We start from the raw sequence: 15,632 nt of genomic DNA on the forward strand, positions 1-15,632 counted from the left end.
GATCAAGCGCGGCAAATGGCTGGCCCTGCTCTGCCTGGTGCCTTTCGCGGTGTTTTTCATCATCTTCCAGATCGCCCCGCTGGCCTGGGTCATGCTCCACAGCGTGCAGGTGGAATCAAGCTGGGGCCTGGACAATTTCAGCAAGATATTCAGTTCCAGGTTCTACCGCCAGGCGATCCAGCACAGCCTGGAGATCAGCTTCTGGTCAAGCCTGTTCGGCATCCTCATCGCCATCCTCGGCAGCTACTCGTTGCGCCGGGTCGACTCGCGCCTGCGCGATTTCGTCAACGCCTTCGCCAACATGACCAGCAACTTCTCCGGGGTGCCGCTGGCCTTCGCCTTCATCATCCTGCTCGGCTTCAACGGCGCGCTGACCATGCTGCTGAAGCAGGCCGGGATCATCGAAGACTTCAACCTCTACTCCAAGACCGGGCTGATCATCCTCTACACCTATTTCCAGATCCCCCTCGGCGTGCTGCTGCTCTACCCGGCCTTCGACGCCCTGCGCGAAGACTGGCGCGAGTCCGCCGAGCTGCTCGGCGCTGGCGCCTGGCAATACTGGCGGCACATCGGCCTGCCGGTGCTGACCCCGGCGCTGTTGGGCACCTTCGTGATCCTCCTGGCCAACGCCCTGGGCGCCTATGCCACGGTCTATGCGCTGACCACCGGCAACTTCAACGTGCTGCCGATCCGCATCGCCGCGCTGGTGGCCGGCGACATCTCGCTGGACCCGAACCTGGCCAGCGCCCTGGCGGTCATCCTGGTCGGGCTGATGACCCTGGTGACCTTCGTCCATCAATGGCTATTGAAGCGGAGCTACCATGTCGCGCGCTGAACCGGGCACCTCGTCGCTGTACCACCGCCTGGTGGTCTACCTGCTGTTCATCATCCTCTTGCTGCCGCTGGCCGGCACCCTGCTCTACTCGCTGGCCACCAGCTGGTCGGCGAGCCTGCTGCCCAGCGGCCTGACCTTCAAGTGGTACCTGGCGCTATGGAGCGACCCGCGCTTTCTCGCCGCCTTCGGCCAGTCGCTGCTGGTGTGTGTCGGCGCCCTGCTGTTGTCGGTGCTGTTGATATTGCCGCTGCTGTTCGTGGTGCATTACCACTTCCCGCGCCTCGATGCGCTGATGAACATCCTCATCCTGCTGCCCTTCGCGGTGCCGCCGGTGGTGTCGTCGGTGGGCCTGCTGCAGCTCTACGGCTCGGGGCCGATGGCCATGGTCGGCACGCCGTGGATCCTCATCGGTTGCTACTTCACCGTGGCCCTGCCGTTCATGTACCGGGCAATCACCAACAACCTGCAGGCGATCAACCTGCGCGACCTGATGGACGCCGCCCAGTTGCTGGGCGCCAGCACCTTCCAGGCGGCGTTCCTGGTGGTGCTGCCAAACCTGCGCAAGGGCCTGATGGTGGCCTTGCTGCTGTCGTTCTCGTTCCTGTTCGGCGAGTTCGTGTTCGCCAACCTGCTGGTCGGCACCCGCTACGAGACCCTGCAGGTGTACCTCAACAACATGCGCAACAGCAGCGGCCACTTCAACAGTGCCCTGGTGGTTTCCTATTTCCTCTTCGTGCTGGCGCTGACCTGGGCAGCCAACCGCCTGAACAAGGACAAGTCCTGATATGAGCTTTGTCAGCGTACAGAACCTGCAAAAAAGCTATGCCGGCAGCCCGGTGTTCAACGACATCAACTGCCAGATCGAACGCGGCGAATTCGTTACCCTGCTCGGCCCGTCCGGCTGCGGCAAGTCCACCCTGCTGCGCTGTATCGCCGGGCTGACCGCGGTGGACAGCGGGCGCATCTTGCTCGATGGCACCGACCTGGTGCCGCTCAGCCCGCAAAAACGCGGGATCGGCATGGTGTTCCAGAGCTATGCGCTGTTCCCCAACATGACCGTCGAACAGAACGTCGCCTTCGGCCTGCGCATGCAGAAGGTCAACAGCGACGACAGCCAGGCGCGGGTCCGCGAGGTACTGCAACTGGTCGAGCTGCAGGACTTCGCCCGGCGCTACCCGCACCAGTTGTCCGGCGGCCAGTGCCAGCGCGTGGCCCTGGCCCGCTCGCTGGTCACCCGCCCGCGCCTGCTGCTGCTCGACGAGCCGCTGTCGGCGCTGGATGCGCGGATTCGCAAGCACCTGCGCGAGCAGATCCGCGCGATCCAGCGCGAGCTGGGCCTGACCACCATCTTCGTCACCCACGACCAGGAAGAAGCGCTGACCATGTCCGATCGCATCTTCCTCATGAACCAGGGCCGCATCGTCCAGAGCGGCGATGCCGAAACCCTCTATACCGCGCCGGTGGACGTGTTCGCCGCAGGCTTTATCGGCAACTACAACCTGCTCGACGCCGACAGCGCCAGCCGCCTGCTGCAGCGCCCGGTGAACAGCCGCCTGGCAATTCGCCCGGAAGCCATCGCCCTGAGCCTGGACGGCGAGCGGGAGGGGCTGGTACGCAGCCACAGCCTGCTGGGCAACGTGATCCGCTACCGGGTTGAAGCGCGCGGGGTAGAATTGCTGGTCGATGTGCTCAACCGCTCGTCCGCCGACCTGCACCCGGACGGCCAGCGGGTATCCTTGTCGATCGATCCCACCGCCCTCTGCGAAGTCGCCTGAGGGTTGCACAGGAGTTTTTCTGAATATGGCACTCGCGATTTTCGATCTGGATGAAACCCTGATCCACGGTGACTGCGCCACGCTCTGGAGCGAGCAGATGGGCCGTCTGGGCTGGGTCGATCCAGCGTCTTTCATGCGCACCAACAACGAACTGATGGACGCCTACAGCCATGGCAAGCTGCGCATGGAAGACTACATGGCCTTCAGCCTGGAACCTTTGATCGGCCGCACCCCGGAAGAAGTCGAGCACCTTGTAGCGCCCTGGGTGGAAGATTTCATCGAACCGATCATCTTCAGCGACGCCACCAAGACCATCGCCGCCCACCGCAAGGCCGGCGACCGGATCCTGGTGATTTCGGCTTCCGGCACCCACCTGGTCAAGCCGATTGCCGAACGTCTGGGCATCGATGAGATTCTCGGCATTGAGCTGGAGGTTGAGCGCGGTGTTTACAACGGCAAGACCAAGGGCGTGCTGACCTACCGCGAAGGCAAGATCACCCGTTTGCTGGAATGGCTCGACCAGGAAGAAGAGAACCTTGAAGGCGCGAGTTTCTACTCGGATTCACGCAACGACCTGCCGTTGCTGCTGAAGGTGGATTTCCCGCATGTGGTCAATCCGGATCCGGTGTTGCGCGAGCAGGCCGAGACTCAAGGCTGGCCGATTCATAGCTGGAAATGATTGAAGCCATCGCGGGGCAAGCCGCTCCTGTGGGAGCGGCGGTGCGACGACTCGACTTGACCCGCGATCGGCGGACTACACCAGACTCTCGTCAATAACCAACACCAGCTTGCCCGACACCTGATTGCCGGCAAGCTCGGCAAACGCCGCCTCGGCATCCTTGATCGGGAAGGCCCTGGCCAGTTGCGGCTTGAGCCGGCCTTCGCTGAACAGCGGCCACACTTGCTGGCCGAGGTCGCTGAGCAGGTCTGCCTTGAACTGGTCATCGCGGGTGCGCAAGGTCGAACCCAGGACCTGTATGCGCTTGCCCAGCAGTTGCGCCAGGTCCAGCTCGGCCTTGCGCCCGCCCATCAAGCCGATGATCACCCAGCGCCCGTCACGGGCCAGCAGCTTGAGGTTGAGCTCGGCATAGTTGGCGCCGACCGGGTCGAGAATCACGTTGAACGGGGCAAAGTCATTCAAAGCCTCGAGGTCTTCACCGCGAACCACGCCGCCGCTGGCCCCCAGGCCTTCGCAATAGGCCAGCCGCTCGGCCGAGCCGACGCTGACCCAGCACGGGCTGCCAAAGGCCTTGCACAGCTGGATCGCCGCCGAGCCGACACCGCTGGCCCCGGCATGCAGCAAGACTTTCTCACCGGGCTTGAGCGCGGCCAGCTGGAACACATTGAGCCAGGCCGTGGCATACACCTCGGGGATTGCCGCCGCTTCCTGCAGGCTCAAGCCCTCGGGCACCGGCAGTACGTGGCGGCCATCGACCACCACTTCCTCGGCCATGCCGCCACCGGCGAGCAAGGCACAGACCCGATCGCCGACCTGCCAGGAAGAACCGGCGCCCACTTCGCTGATCACCCCCGAGCACTCCAGGCCGAGAAATTCGCTGGCCCCCGGTGGTGGCGGGTAGAGCCCGGCACGCTGGAGCAGGTCGGCGCGATTGAGGCCGGCGGCGGCCACGCGAATTCGTACTTGACCGATATCGCAAGTTGGACTTGTCGTCGCAACCCACTCCACATGTCCGTCAACGCCTTGCAATGCCTTCACAGTGCCTCCATAGTTGAGTCATGACTGAGCCCGGGAGCTGTAGCCCCGGGCTTTTTGCATTATGCGTCCGGTTTTCATGGAACCGGCGAATTCAAAGACGGCCTAATATGCGTGATCAATTGTCCCTACGTCGAATCAGCATGAAGCATTTTCTGCCAAGCACCACCCTCGCCCTGTTGATCGGTCTGGGCAGTCTGCCATTGGCGGGCAGTGCATGGGCCGCCAACAGCTGGGATAAGCTCCAGCCCGACCGCGATGAAGTGGTCGCCAGCCTGAACGTGGTCGAGCTGCTCAAGCGCCACCACTACAGCAAGCCGCCGCTCAACGATGCGCGCTCGGTGATCATCTACGACAGCTACCTCAAACTCCTTGATCCTGCGCGCAGCTACTTCACTGCCAGCGACATCGCCGAGTTCGACAAGTGGAAGACCCAGTTCGACGATTTCCTCAAAAGCGGCAATCTCGACCCCGGCTTCACCATCTACAAGCGCTACCTGGACCGGGTCAAATCGCGCCTGGACTTCGCCCTCGCCGAGCTGAGCAAGGGCGTCGACAACTTCGACTTCACCACCCATGAGACCTTGCTGATCGATCGCAAGGACGCCCCGTGGATGAAGAACCAGGCCGAGCTCGACGACCTCTGGCGCAAACGCGTCAAGGATGAAGTGCTGCGCCTGAAGATCGCCGGCAAAGAACCCAAGGCAATCCAGGAACTGCTGACCAAGCGCTACAAGAACCAGCTCACGCGCCTGGACCAGACCCGCGCCGAAGACATCTTCCAGGCCTATATCAACACCTTCGCCCAGTCCTACGACCCGCACACCAACTACCTGTCGCCCGACAACGCAGAAAACTTCGATATCAACATGAGCCTGTCGCTCGAAGGTATCGGCGCCGTACTGCAAAGCGACAACGACCAGGTCAAGATCGTGCGCCTGGTGCCGGCCGGCCCTGCGGCCAAAACCAAATTGGTAGCTCCGGCCGACAAGATCATCGGCGTGGCCCAGGGCAACAAGGAAATGGTCGACGTGATCGGCTGGCGCCTGGACGAAGTGGTCAAGCTGATCCGCGGGCCGAAAGGTTCGGTGGTGCGCCTGGAAATCATCCCGGCCAGCAACGCCCCTAACGACCAGACCACCAAGATCGTGCCGATCACCCGTGAAGCGGTGAAGCTCGAAGAGCAGGCGGCGAAAAAGTCGGTGCTCAAGCTCAAGCAGGACGGCCGTGACTACAAGCTCGGAATCATCGAGATTCCGGCCTTCTACCTCGACTTCAAGGCCTTCCGCGCCGGCGATCCGGAGTACAAGAGCACCACCCGCGACGTTAAAAAACTGCTGACCGAACTGCAGAAGGAAAAAGTCGACGGCGTGGTCATCGACCTGCGCAACAACGGCGGCGGCTCGCTGCAGGAAGCCACCGAGCTGACCAGCCTGTTCATCGACAAGGGCCCGACGGTGCTGGTGCGCAACAGCGACGGCCGCGTCGACGTGCTTGAAGACGAAAACAGCGGCGCCTTCTACAAAGGCCCGCTGGCACTGGTGGTCAACCGCCTGTCGGCCTCGGCTTCGGAGATTTTCGCCGGCGCCATGCAGGACTATCACCGTGCGCTGATCCTCGGCGGGCAGACCTTCGGCAAAGGCACGGTGCAAACCATCCAGCCGCTCAATCATGGCGAGCTGAAGCTGACCCTGGCCAAGTTCTACCGGGTTTCCGGGCAGAGCACCCAGCACCAGGGCGTGCTGCCGGACATCGACTACCCGTCGATCATCGACACCAAGGAAATCGGTGAAAGCGCCCTGCCCGAAGCCATGCCATGGGACACCATCCGCCCGGCGATCAAGCCTGCGGTCGACCCGTTCAAGCCGTTCCTGGCCCAGCTCAAGGCCCGTCACGACAGCCGTACGGCCAAGGATCCGGAGTTCGTCTACATCCGCGACCGCCTGGCCCTGACCCAGAAGCTGATGAACGAGAAAACCGTCAGCCTCAACGAGGCCGAACGCCGTGCCCAGCACGCCGATATCGAAAGCAAGCAGCTGGCGCTGGAAAACACCCGACGCAAGGCCAAGGGCGAAGAACCGCTCAAGGAACTGAAGAAGGAAGACGAAGACGCGCTGCCGGTCGAGCCGGACGATACCAAGCCCGAAGACGACGCCTACCTGAAGGAGTCCGGGTTGATCCTGCTGGACTACCTGGGGCTGAATTCGCAGGTGGCGCGCAACAACCCGTAAACCGGTGATGGCAAAATAATGTGACCGCGCTTCATTGCGTCATCAAATAGTCATCAGACTGTCGTGAAATAAGGGACTGAGCGCCGCGGGTGCTCAGTCCCTTATTTCTAGGTAGGCCTGCCATGACCATCAACGAACAGCTCAGCGCGTTGAGCACCATCCTGGCTCAAAGCGGCTTGCACAGCCTGTTCCAACCCATTGTCTGCCTTTCCGAACGGCGCATCCTCGGCTACGAAGCGCTGAGCCGCGGCCCGTCCAACAGCCCGCTGCATTCGCCGATCAACCTGTTTGCCGTGGCCCGCCAGGCCGGGCGCCTGACCGAGCTGGAAGTGGCCTGCCGCGAGAGCGCCTGCCGGCGCTTCAGCCAGCAGAACCTTGAAGGCAAGCTGTTCCTCAACGTCTCACCCGAGTCCCTGCTCGAACCGCAGTACCAGTCCGGGCGCACCCTGAAGATGCTCCACGAGCTGGGCGTGCCGCCCAGCCGGGTAGTGATCGAGCTCACCGAACAGACCCCCACCGACGATTTCCAGCTGCTGTTCAACGCCCTGCACCACTACCGCGACATGGGCTTTTCCATCGCCCTGGATGATCTGGGGGCCGGCTATTCGAGCCTGCGCCTGTGGTCGGAGCTGCGCCCGGACTACGTCAAGATCGACCGCCACTTCATCGACGGTATTCACCTGGATGCGGTCAAGCGCGAGTTCGTCGGTTCGATCCTGCAGATCGCCCGGGCCTCGCGGGCCCAGGTGATTGCCGAAGGCATCGAGCTGGCCGAAGAGCTCAAGGTGCTCACCGAGATGGGCGTCGACCTGGTCCAGGGCTACCTGCTGGGCCGCCCGCAGGAACAGGCGGCGCGCGATGTGCAAAGCATGCTCGGGCAGCCGGTACAGGCGCTGCAGAGCCTCAATGAAGACAGCGGCAACCTCGCCGCGCTACTGATCGAACAACCGGCGGTGAACCGCGAGGCGCCCACCCCGCAGGTGCTGGAACTGTTTCGCAGCCAGGCCAACCTCAATTCCCTGGCGGTGCTCGACGCGCATGGGCAGCCGTGCGGCATCGTTCATCGCCATTCGCTCTCCGACGCGCTGCTCAAGCCGTTTGCCACCGACCTGTTCGCGCGCAAGCCGATCAGCCGCTTGATGAGCGATGACTTTCTCGCCGTGGATCTGGGCCAATCGCTGCAACAGGTCAGCCGCCTGCTCACCAGCCGCGCCCGCCAGCGCATCGAGGAAGATTTCATCATCACCCACAACGGCCGCTACCTGGGCCTGGGGCGGGTGATCGACGTGCTCAAGCTGATCACCGAGCAGAAGATCCAACAGGCCCGCTATGCCAACCCGCTGACCCTGCTGCCGGGCAACGTACCGATCCAGCAATGCCTGACTCGCCTGCTGCAACAGCAACGCGCAGCGGCGATCTGCTACGTCGATATCGACAGCTTCAAGCCGTTCAACGATATCTACGGGTATGCCCGTGGCGATGAGGTATTGCTGTGCCTGGCCCAGTGCCTGGGCGAACGGGTCGACCCCAGCCGCGATTTCGTCGGCCATATCGGCGGCGACGATTTCATGCTGGTGCTCGGCTCAGATGATTGGCAACAACGCTTGCAGTTGTTGCTGGAGGACTTTCACAAACAGTGCCGGCGCTTCTACCGGGCCGAGCACCTGCAGGCCGGGTGCTTCATCGCCACCGACCGCCAGGGCCGGCGCCAGGAATTTGCCCTGCTGTCGTTGTCGATCGGCGTGGTGCAGTTGCACCCGCAAGCCTGTGCCGGGCTCGATGCCGGGCAACTGGCGGAGTTGGCCTCACAGGCCAAGCACCAGGCCAAGGATGTGCCCGGGCACAGCCTGTACCTGATCGATACCGCCCCTGGCGCTCAGGCTTCTTCGTGTTCGGGGTAGCTGTACTCGAACACCCGCACCACTTCCGAGGCGTGCCAGGAGGCTGCGGCCATGCCATCGGACGGGCCGGAAAAGCGCCCCAGGCGCTCGACGCATTCGAAGAACCCGGTGCGCGGCAAGCGGCTGGCGCCCTGGCTGATCACCAGCGAGCTGCGCAGCGGCTGCTCGGCGCGGGCGTCGAGCGCGGCCAGGTGCTCCAGCGCCGCGGTCAGCGTTTGCATGGCCGGGCTGGGCAATTGCAGACGCTCAAGCAAGGCCCGGTAGGTCAGCAGGTGGCGCTGGCGGCGGGCGACATCCAGCTCGCCGAGCAGGCCTTCCCAGTGCTGGCGGCTGATGCGCACGCTCACGACGGCTCGCTCCAGCCAGCCACACCCAGCTCCCAGGCCAGGCTGCGGCGAATCGCGGCATCCGGCTGGCGTTCACCGCTTTCGATCAGCGCCAGGTACACCGGGCTGATACCGACGCTGCGCGCCAGTTGCTCCGGCGCCAGGCCCTTGCCCTCACGCAAACGCGCCAGCTCGCTGAAATTCGGCAAGCTGGCGCTGTCGGTGGCGCTTGAAGCTGTGTTTGTGCCGGCAAGTGGCTCGCCTTGCCCGGCAGCTTTAAGCAGTGCCTGGTACTGCTCCCAGGGAACAACCGCGTACTCGGGTTGACCGTCCCGGCTGATGACCTGAATACCCATTACAACCCCCTTGTAGGATTACGATATGTAATCGGTAGGCATAATCCTTATGCCAATTATATTACCAGCCAACAAGGGTGTGCAGGGTCGTGATGTGATCAGCTTTTTTCCTGTTCCAGGCGCAGGGCTTCGGGGGTGTCGGGCAGGCGTTCGACCACCCGCAGTTTTTCTGGTGCCTGGCGGTTGCGCCAGGCGCTGAACGCGGCCAGTTCATCAGACACCGCCTTCATCACCCAGGCCAGCACGGCGATGTCGTCGAGCATGCCGACGCCCAGCAGCCAGTCGGGGATCGCATCCAGCGGGCTGACAAAATACAGCAGCCCCGCCACCACGGTGACCAGTGCCTTGGGGCTGATTGCCCGGTACTCGCCGCGCCACCAGGCCAGGCACAGGGCCTGCATCAGGCGCACGTCCTCGCGCAGTTTGCCCAGCCGCGGACCTTTGCGCGCCACGGCAAAAATCAACGCCGGCAAACGCCCGCGGCTGAGCAGGCGCTCGGCCAGGGGCAGAAATCGGGCGAAATTCCACGGTGCTTTCATACGGCCTCCAGGGCCAGTGCCAAGGAAGGTTATCCACAATAATTGTGGATAACCTTGTGAACAGAGCTCAGTTTCAGGCTCAAGGCGCCCGCCCGGCAAGGGTCCGGGTTAAATCGGGCGTTTTTTACACACCTGTTTCAATTGCGCAAACGTTTTGCCCGCTGCGCCCTGATTCATCAACAGTTGCAGTGACTAAGACCGTGCATGGCCCTATGGGTTCGGTAAAACCCAGAAACGACAACGCCCCGTCGAGACGGGGCGTTGCAGGTATCAGCTGGCCTTACTCGGCAGCTGGATCGGCAGGCTCTTCAGCCTTGGCCGGGTCCTTGATGGCGATCAGTTCCAGATCGAACACCAGCACCGAGTTGGCCGGAATGGTCGGGCTCGGGCTCTGCGCGCCGTAAGCAAGGTCGGACGGGATGTACAGCTTGTACTTCTCGCCGACGTGCATCAGTTGCAGGCCTTCGACCCAACCCGGGATCACGCCGCTAACCGGCAGGTCGATCGGGCTGCCACGCTCGACGGAGCTGTCGAAGACCTTGCCGTCGATCAGCTTGCCTTCGTAGTGGACGGTAACCACGTCAGTCGGCTTTGGCTGGGCGCCGTCGGCCTTCTTGATGACTTCGTACTGCAGGCCCGAAGCGGTGGTGACCACGCCAGCCTTCTTACCGTTTTCTTCGAGGAATTTCTTGCCGGCGGCAGCCGACTCTTCGCTCATTTTCACCAGGCGCTCTTCAGCGCGCTTCTGCAAGGCCGAGAAGGCTTCAACCAGCTCTTCGTCCTTGATCTTCTGTTCTTTCTTGCCAACGGCGTCTTCGATACCTTGAGCAACAGCTTTCGAATCAAGGTCGTCCATGCCTTCCTGAGCCAGGCTTTTGCCCATGTTCAGGCCAATACCGTAGGAGGCTTTCTGTGCCGGAGTCTTCAGCTCGACGCTGGTCTGCGAATCGCAACCCGCCAGTACCAGGCTAACCAGGGCAACCGCAGCCGCCAACCGATGCTGTTTCATGCTATTTCCTTGTTCATGCGCCAATAGGGCAATCGAGTAAAGCCGCGAGCTTATCAGGCGGCCACGACCAATGGCTACCGGCATGAGAGCAAGAAAACCCGGATAAGTTCAGCCAGATTAAACCTTCTTCATCCTCGGCTGCAGCCAGTGGCCAGTATTGACGGGACCGGGCGGTTGGGCAAATCCGCCGATGAGGTTTTGTAGCAGTTTGTATCGACGCTCAGGGATAACCGCCGTCGCGGTACTGCGCCGCCACTTCGCGCAAAACTTCGCACAGCCACTGTGCCGGCAAGGCCAGCGGCAAGGCGGCATTGCTGCAGATGCCGACCGAGCCGCCCGGCTCGCTGACACCCAGGTCCAGCTCGCACAATTCACCACGGCTGAGGTCGACGCGCACCGCATCGCGTGGCGCCACCCAGACCGCATCGCTGCCCTGTACATAACGACGGCTGAGGGCCGGCGACAGGGTTTCCAGGCGCTGCGCGGGTTGCTCGATGGCGCACTGCACGAACAGGCTGTCGGCGTGCTTGCGGATGGTCGTGCCGGCCAGCGGCAACACCAGCGGGTAGCGCCCGACCTGGCTGCGCTCGAGCGGCTGGCGGCCAAGCAAAGGATGGCCAGGGCGCACCACCAGCGACATCGACTCGCTGTACAGGTGCTCAAACATCAGCCCCTGGATCTGCGGGCTGTCGGTCATGCGCCCGATCACCAGGTCCAGCTCACCGACGTGCAACTGCCCCAGCAGGTGCGCGCTGGGGCCGGTGGCGACGCTGACCACCAGCGCCTCATGGCGCTGGTGCAGACGGCACAGCACTTCGGGCATCAGCAGGCTTTCGACGGTCGACAGCACGCCGACCCGCACCTGCGGCGGCGCATGCTCTTCACCGCGCAAGGTGCTGACGCCTTCGCGCAAGGCCTGCACGCTGGGGCCGGCGTAGCGCATGAAACGCACCCCGGCCGGGGTCAGCTCGACGCCCTGCTTGCTGCGCTCGAACAGCCGCGTTTCGAGCAGCGCTTCAAGCTCCTTGAGGGTCTTGGAGATCGCTGGCTGACTGATCGCCATGGCGTCGGCGGCCCTGGCGAAACTGCCCTGGCGGGCGATTTCGAGAAAGCACAGCAGGTGGCGGAATTTGATCCGGGTGTCGAGGTTCATCCGGGGAGTTTATCGGGGCTCGGCCCGGACTGCGACCGCTTCGCGCTCGATCGCGGGGCAAGGCCCGCTCCTACAGGTCCGGTGCATGCAGGCCTATTGTGGGAGCAACTGTCTTAAGCAGCTTGCAAGTATTGGGGCAGCCAGGCTGTGTTTGAGCTGATCCATTTGATGATGAGGCGCTGCCGGCGCCTTCCGCCCTTACGGCGGGTCACTTTTGCTGGGCGGCAAAAGTAACCAAAAACGCCCTGTCCCTTCATCGGCCCTGCGCTGCGCTCCGGGTTCCCTCCTTCCACCCTTGCTCCCGTGGGGGCGCGCCGAAGGGCCGTCCCTGGCCCTGCGGCGCTCGCCGGCCATCCATGGCCGTCGCCCCACTACGCAAGGGTTCCACTCGGCCTTCTGCAAGGGACGATCGGTGGCGTCTGCAATTACGTACATCTAGAAGCAGAGCGCTTTTTTGCTTTCGCTTCTCGTGCATCGCCGGTCCATTCGCCGACAAGACGCAAAGGTGAAGTGTGAGCAGCATCGCCAATGGATCAGCTCGCGCCTCTAAAGGCCTACGCTACCTGTGGGAGCGGCGGTGCGGCGACCCGACTTGACCCGCGATGAGGCCATCAACAGCGGCCCAATTCCACCTGCTCGCCACTGATGCGCACCGGCCACACCTGCAACGCCTGCTGCGGATCCTCCAGGCAACGCCCATCGCGCAAACAAAAATGCTGCTTGTACAACGGCGCCGCCACCACCAGCTCGCCCTTGAGCTCGCCCACCAATCCACGACCAATCACATTGGCCCCGGACTTGGGGTCATGGTTGTCGACGGCGAACACCGGCGTGGCCTGCCCGGGCAGGTAGAACAGCGCCACCTGGCGCCCTTCGAACCACACCACCACCCCCGACTGGGCGACCAGGTCGGCACGGCTGCAAACCCTCTGCCAGGGTTGCGCTTGAACACTTACTGCTGCATTGGACGGGCTCATCAAAGCACCTCCTCGGTGGTCGGGATCAAGTGAAGTTCGCCGGCGCCGATGGGCCGGCGCTGGCCGCGTTCGCGGACAAAGTGCACACCCGGGTCGGGGCGCTGGTCATTGACGAAGGTGCGAAAGCGCTTGAGCTTTTCAGGGTCTTTCAGGGCATTGGCCCATTCGCACTCATAGCGCTCGACCACCAGCTGCATTTGCGCTTCGAGCTCTGCGCCAAGGCCCAGGCTGTCGTCGAGGATCACCTGCTTGAGGTAGTCCAGCCCGCCCTCCAGGCTCTCGCGCCACACCGAGGTGCGCTGCAGCTTGTCGGCGGTGCGGATGTAGAACATCAGCACGCGGTCGATGGTGCGGATCAGGCTGGCATCGTCCAGGTCGGTGGCGAACAGTTCGGCATGGCGCGGGCGCATGCCGCCGTTGCCGCAGACGTACAGGTTCCAGCCCTTCTCGGTGGCGATCACGCCGATGTCCTTGCTCTGCGCCTCGGCGCATTCGCGGGTGCAGCCGGACACCGCAAACTTGAGCTTGTGCGGCGAACGCAGGCCCTTGTAGCGGTCTTCCAGGGTCAGGGCCATCTGCACGCTGTCCTGCACGCCATAACGGCACCAGGTGCTGCCTACGCAGGATTTCACCGTACGCGTCGACTTGCCGTAGGCATGGCCGGTCTCGAAGCCTGCGCCAATCAGCTCGGCCCAGATCTCGGGCAATTCGTGCAGTTGGGCGCCGAACAGGTCGATGCGCTGGCCGCCGGTGATCTTGGTGTAGAGGTCGTACTTTTTCGCCACTTCGCCGATGACGATCAGCTTCTCGGGGGTGATCTCGCCGCCGGGAATCCGCGGCACCACCGAGTAGGTGCCGTTCTTCTGCATGTTGGCCATGAAGGTGTCGTTGGTGTCCTGCAGCGGCACCAGCGACGGCTCCATGATCGGCTGGTTCCAGCACGAGGCGAGGATCGAGCCGACCGTGGGTTTGCAGATATCGCAGCCGACGTACCCGCGTCCATGCTTGGCGAGCATCTCGTCGAAACTGACAATGCCTTCGACCCGCACCAGCGCGTAGAGCTCCTGGCGGGTGTAGGCGAAGTGTTCGCACAGGCTCTTGTCGACGCTGACGCCGCGGGCGATCAATTCATGCTCGAAGACCTGCTTGAGCAGCGCCGCACAACCACCACAACCGGTGCAGGCCTTGGTCTGCTGCTTGAGCTGGCCAAGCTCGCCGCAGCCACTGTCGATGGCGGCGCAGATCGCGCCCTTGCTGACGTTATGGCAGGAGCAGATAGTCGCGCTGGCGGGCAAGGCATCAGCGCCCAGTGCCGGCGCGCCGGCCGACTGCGGCAGGATCAGCGCGGCCGGATCGGCGGGCAGGGCAATGCTGTTCTGCACGAATTGCAGCAGGGTGTCGTAATAGCTGTTGTCGCCAACCAGCACCGCGCCGATCACCCGTTTGCCACTGCCATCGACCACCAGCCGGCGGTAGGCCGACGCCGCTTCGTCGATAAAGCGATAGCTGCGCGCACCCGGGGTCACGCCGTGGGCATCACCAATGGAGCCGACATCGACACCGAGCAGCTTGAGCTTGGTCGACATGTCGGCCCCGGTAAAACTGCCCGCGTCTTCACCGGCCAGCGTCGCCGCCACTGTACGCGCCATGCTGTAGCCCGGCGCCACCAGGCCGAACACGCTGCCGTTCCACGACGCGCATTCGCCGATGGCGAAGATCCGCGGGTCGCTGCTGCGGCACGCGCTGTCGATCACCACACCGCCGCGTTGGGCGATTTCCAGGCCACTGCTGCGGCCCAGGGCATCCTGCGGGCGGATACCGGCGGAGAACACGACAAGGTCGGTTTCAAGGAACTCGCCGCCCTCGAAGTTCATCCGGTAGCGATAGTCTTCACCGGCAACGATGGCCTGGGTCGCCCGCGACAGGTGCACGCCACCCCCCAGGGCTTCGATCTGCGCCCGCAAGGCCGCGCCGCCCTCGCCATCCAGTTGCACCGGCATAAGGCGCGGGGCGAACTCCACCACATGAGCTTCCAGGCCCAGCGACTTCAAGGCATTGGCCGCTTCCAGGCCGAGCAGGCCGCCACCGACCACCACCCCACGGCGAGCGCTGGCGGCCGCGGTGCGGATCGCATCGAGATCATCAAGGGTGCGATAGACCAGCCGCGCCGCCCCTTGCGAGCCTTCAATGGGCGGCACGAACGGATAGGAGCCGGTGGCCAGCACCAGTTGATCGTAAGGGTAGCGCCCGGCGCAGGTGACCACCTCGCAGCGTTCGCGGTCGATCTCCAGCACCGGCTCGCCCAGGTGCAAGTCAATGCCGTGCCGGGTGTACAAGCCTGCCTCGCCCAGGGCCAGGGTTTCGGCATCGCTGCCACTGAAGTATTCCGACAGGTGCACGCGGTCGTAGGCGCGCTGGCGCTCTTCACCGAACACCCGCACCTGGAAACGGCCCAGGGCACCGCGTTCGATCAGTTGCTCGACGCAGTGATGACCGACCATGCCGTTGCCGACGATGATCAGCTGTTGCCGCGCTTCGATGCTGGTAAACCCATTCATACCCGTTCCTCACTCAAGGCCAATCACGCTGGCTTTGCTGCTGGGGGCCAACCCCGAAAAACAAAAAAAGGCGCCTGGAGCCGAAGCTCCAGGCGCCTTTGCCTGGTCGTTTTTTGTAGTCCCGGTTGCGAATCGCCATTGACCCGCGAGGACGTTGTAAATCTGTAAAAGCAGGGAGCGTGCCAACTGCCAAAGCCTTTGAAACCGGGGCTTGCGCGCGATCCACTGGCGCCGTTATCGACCCAGGCTGGTGCAGCG

The 15,632-nt window shown here is 63.4% G+C and carries 14 protein-coding genes; 6 read left to right on the forward strand and 8 right to left on the reverse strand.

The genetic code is table 11. The annotated features are described in order from the left end of the window. Position 1 precedes the first annotated feature (1 nt). From ACZ9A3_RS16890 to ACZ9A3_RS16905, 4 genes are read left to right on the forward strand one after another with little or no spacing between them, the layout of a single operon-like run. Positions 2–835, forward strand: coding sequence for an ABC transporter permease (locus tag ACZ9A3_RS16890; protein ID WP_176794327.1), 834 nt, complete (start codon positions 2–4; stop codon positions 833–835). After that, complete coding sequence (locus ACZ9A3_RS16895; protein ID WP_093380368.1) at positions 822–1,619, forward strand: ABC transporter permease; 798 nt, start codon at positions 822–824, stop codon at positions 1,617–1,619. The genes ACZ9A3_RS16890 and ACZ9A3_RS16895 overlap by 14 nt, the downstream gene beginning before the upstream one ends. A gap of 1 nt (position 1,620) precedes the next feature. Continuing rightward, on the forward strand, positions 1,621–2,610 hold the full coding sequence (locus tag ACZ9A3_RS16900) for an ABC transporter ATP-binding protein (protein WP_093380365.1): 990 nt from the start codon (positions 1,621–1,623) through the stop codon (positions 2,608–2,610). Between the two features lie 25 nt (positions 2,611–2,635). Further along, positions 2,636–3,289 (forward strand): HAD family hydrolase, encoded by a 654-nt coding sequence (locus ACZ9A3_RS16905; protein WP_213603491.1) that lies wholly within the window; start codon positions 2,636–2,638, stop codon positions 3,287–3,289. A 75-nt stretch (positions 3,290–3,364) separates the two neighbouring features. Here the strand turns inward: ACZ9A3_RS16905 and ACZ9A3_RS16910 are convergent, their stop codons facing one another. Beyond that, the gene (locus ACZ9A3_RS16910) at positions 3,365–4,327 is read right to left on the reverse strand and encodes a zinc-binding dehydrogenase (RefSeq protein WP_093380360.1); all 963 of its coding nucleotides are present in this window, start codon (positions 4,325–4,327) and stop codon (positions 3,365–3,367) included. A 140-nt stretch (positions 4,328–4,467) separates the two neighbouring features. Between ACZ9A3_RS16910 and ACZ9A3_RS16915 the strand changes: the two genes are divergently transcribed. Both ACZ9A3_RS16915 and ACZ9A3_RS16920 read left to right on the forward strand, forming a co-directional pair. Continuing rightward, entirely contained in the window at positions 4,468–6,555 is a 2,088-nt protein-coding gene (locus tag ACZ9A3_RS16915) for a carboxy terminal-processing peptidase (RefSeq protein ID WP_176794227.1), read from the forward strand. 122 nt (positions 6,556–6,677) lie between these two features. Next, complete coding sequence (locus ACZ9A3_RS16920) at positions 6,678–8,456, forward strand: bifunctional diguanylate cyclase/phosphodiesterase (protein ID WP_045195476.1); 1,779 nt, start codon at positions 6,678–6,680, stop codon at positions 8,454–8,456. Here ACZ9A3_RS16920 and ACZ9A3_RS16925 read toward each other — a convergent pair. From ACZ9A3_RS16925 to nirB, 7 genes are all read right to left on the reverse strand, one after another. Next, positions 8,432–8,803: a hypothetical protein gene (locus ACZ9A3_RS16925; protein ID WP_010224211.1), complete on the reverse strand. Its 372-nt coding sequence runs from the start codon at positions 8,801–8,803 to the stop codon at positions 8,432–8,434. The two genes, ACZ9A3_RS16920 and ACZ9A3_RS16925, sit on opposite strands and share 25 nt — an antisense overlap. After that, positions 8,800–9,138: a helix-turn-helix domain-containing protein gene (locus ACZ9A3_RS16930; protein WP_476252928.1), complete on the reverse strand. Its 339-nt coding sequence runs from the start codon at positions 9,136–9,138 to the stop codon at positions 8,800–8,802. Before ACZ9A3_RS16930 ends, ACZ9A3_RS16925 begins: the two co-directional genes overlap by 4 nt. Before the next feature lie 98 nt (positions 9,139–9,236). Continuing rightward, positions 9,237–9,677 (reverse strand): YkvA family protein, encoded by a 441-nt coding sequence (locus ACZ9A3_RS16935; protein ID WP_476252929.1) that lies wholly within the window; start codon positions 9,675–9,677, stop codon positions 9,237–9,239. A gap of 280 nt (positions 9,678–9,957) precedes the next feature. Beyond that, positions 9,958–10,686, reverse strand: a complete 729-nt coding sequence (locus tag ACZ9A3_RS16940) for an FKBP-type peptidyl-prolyl cis-trans isomerase (protein ID WP_045195483.1) — start codon at positions 10,684–10,686, stop codon at positions 9,958–9,960. Positions 10,687–10,906: 220 nt separating this feature from the next. Then, positions 10,907–11,839, reverse strand: coding sequence for a pca operon transcription factor PcaQ (pcaQ, locus tag ACZ9A3_RS16945; RefSeq protein WP_213603490.1), 933 nt, complete (start codon positions 11,837–11,839; stop codon positions 10,907–10,909). Between the two features lie 611 nt (positions 11,840–12,450). After that, positions 12,451–12,816: a nitrite reductase small subunit NirD gene (gene nirD / locus ACZ9A3_RS16950; protein ID WP_093380354.1), complete on the reverse strand. Its 366-nt coding sequence runs from the start codon at positions 12,814–12,816 to the stop codon at positions 12,451–12,453. Continuing rightward, complete coding sequence (gene nirB, locus ACZ9A3_RS16955; protein WP_476252930.1) at positions 12,816–15,374, reverse strand: nitrite reductase large subunit NirB; 2,559 nt, start codon at positions 15,372–15,374, stop codon at positions 12,816–12,818. Before nirB ends, nirD begins: the two co-directional genes overlap by 1 nt. Positions 15,375–15,632 lie beyond the last annotated feature (258 nt).

It is taken from the genome of Pseudomonas sp. TE4620, assembly GCF_056279045.1.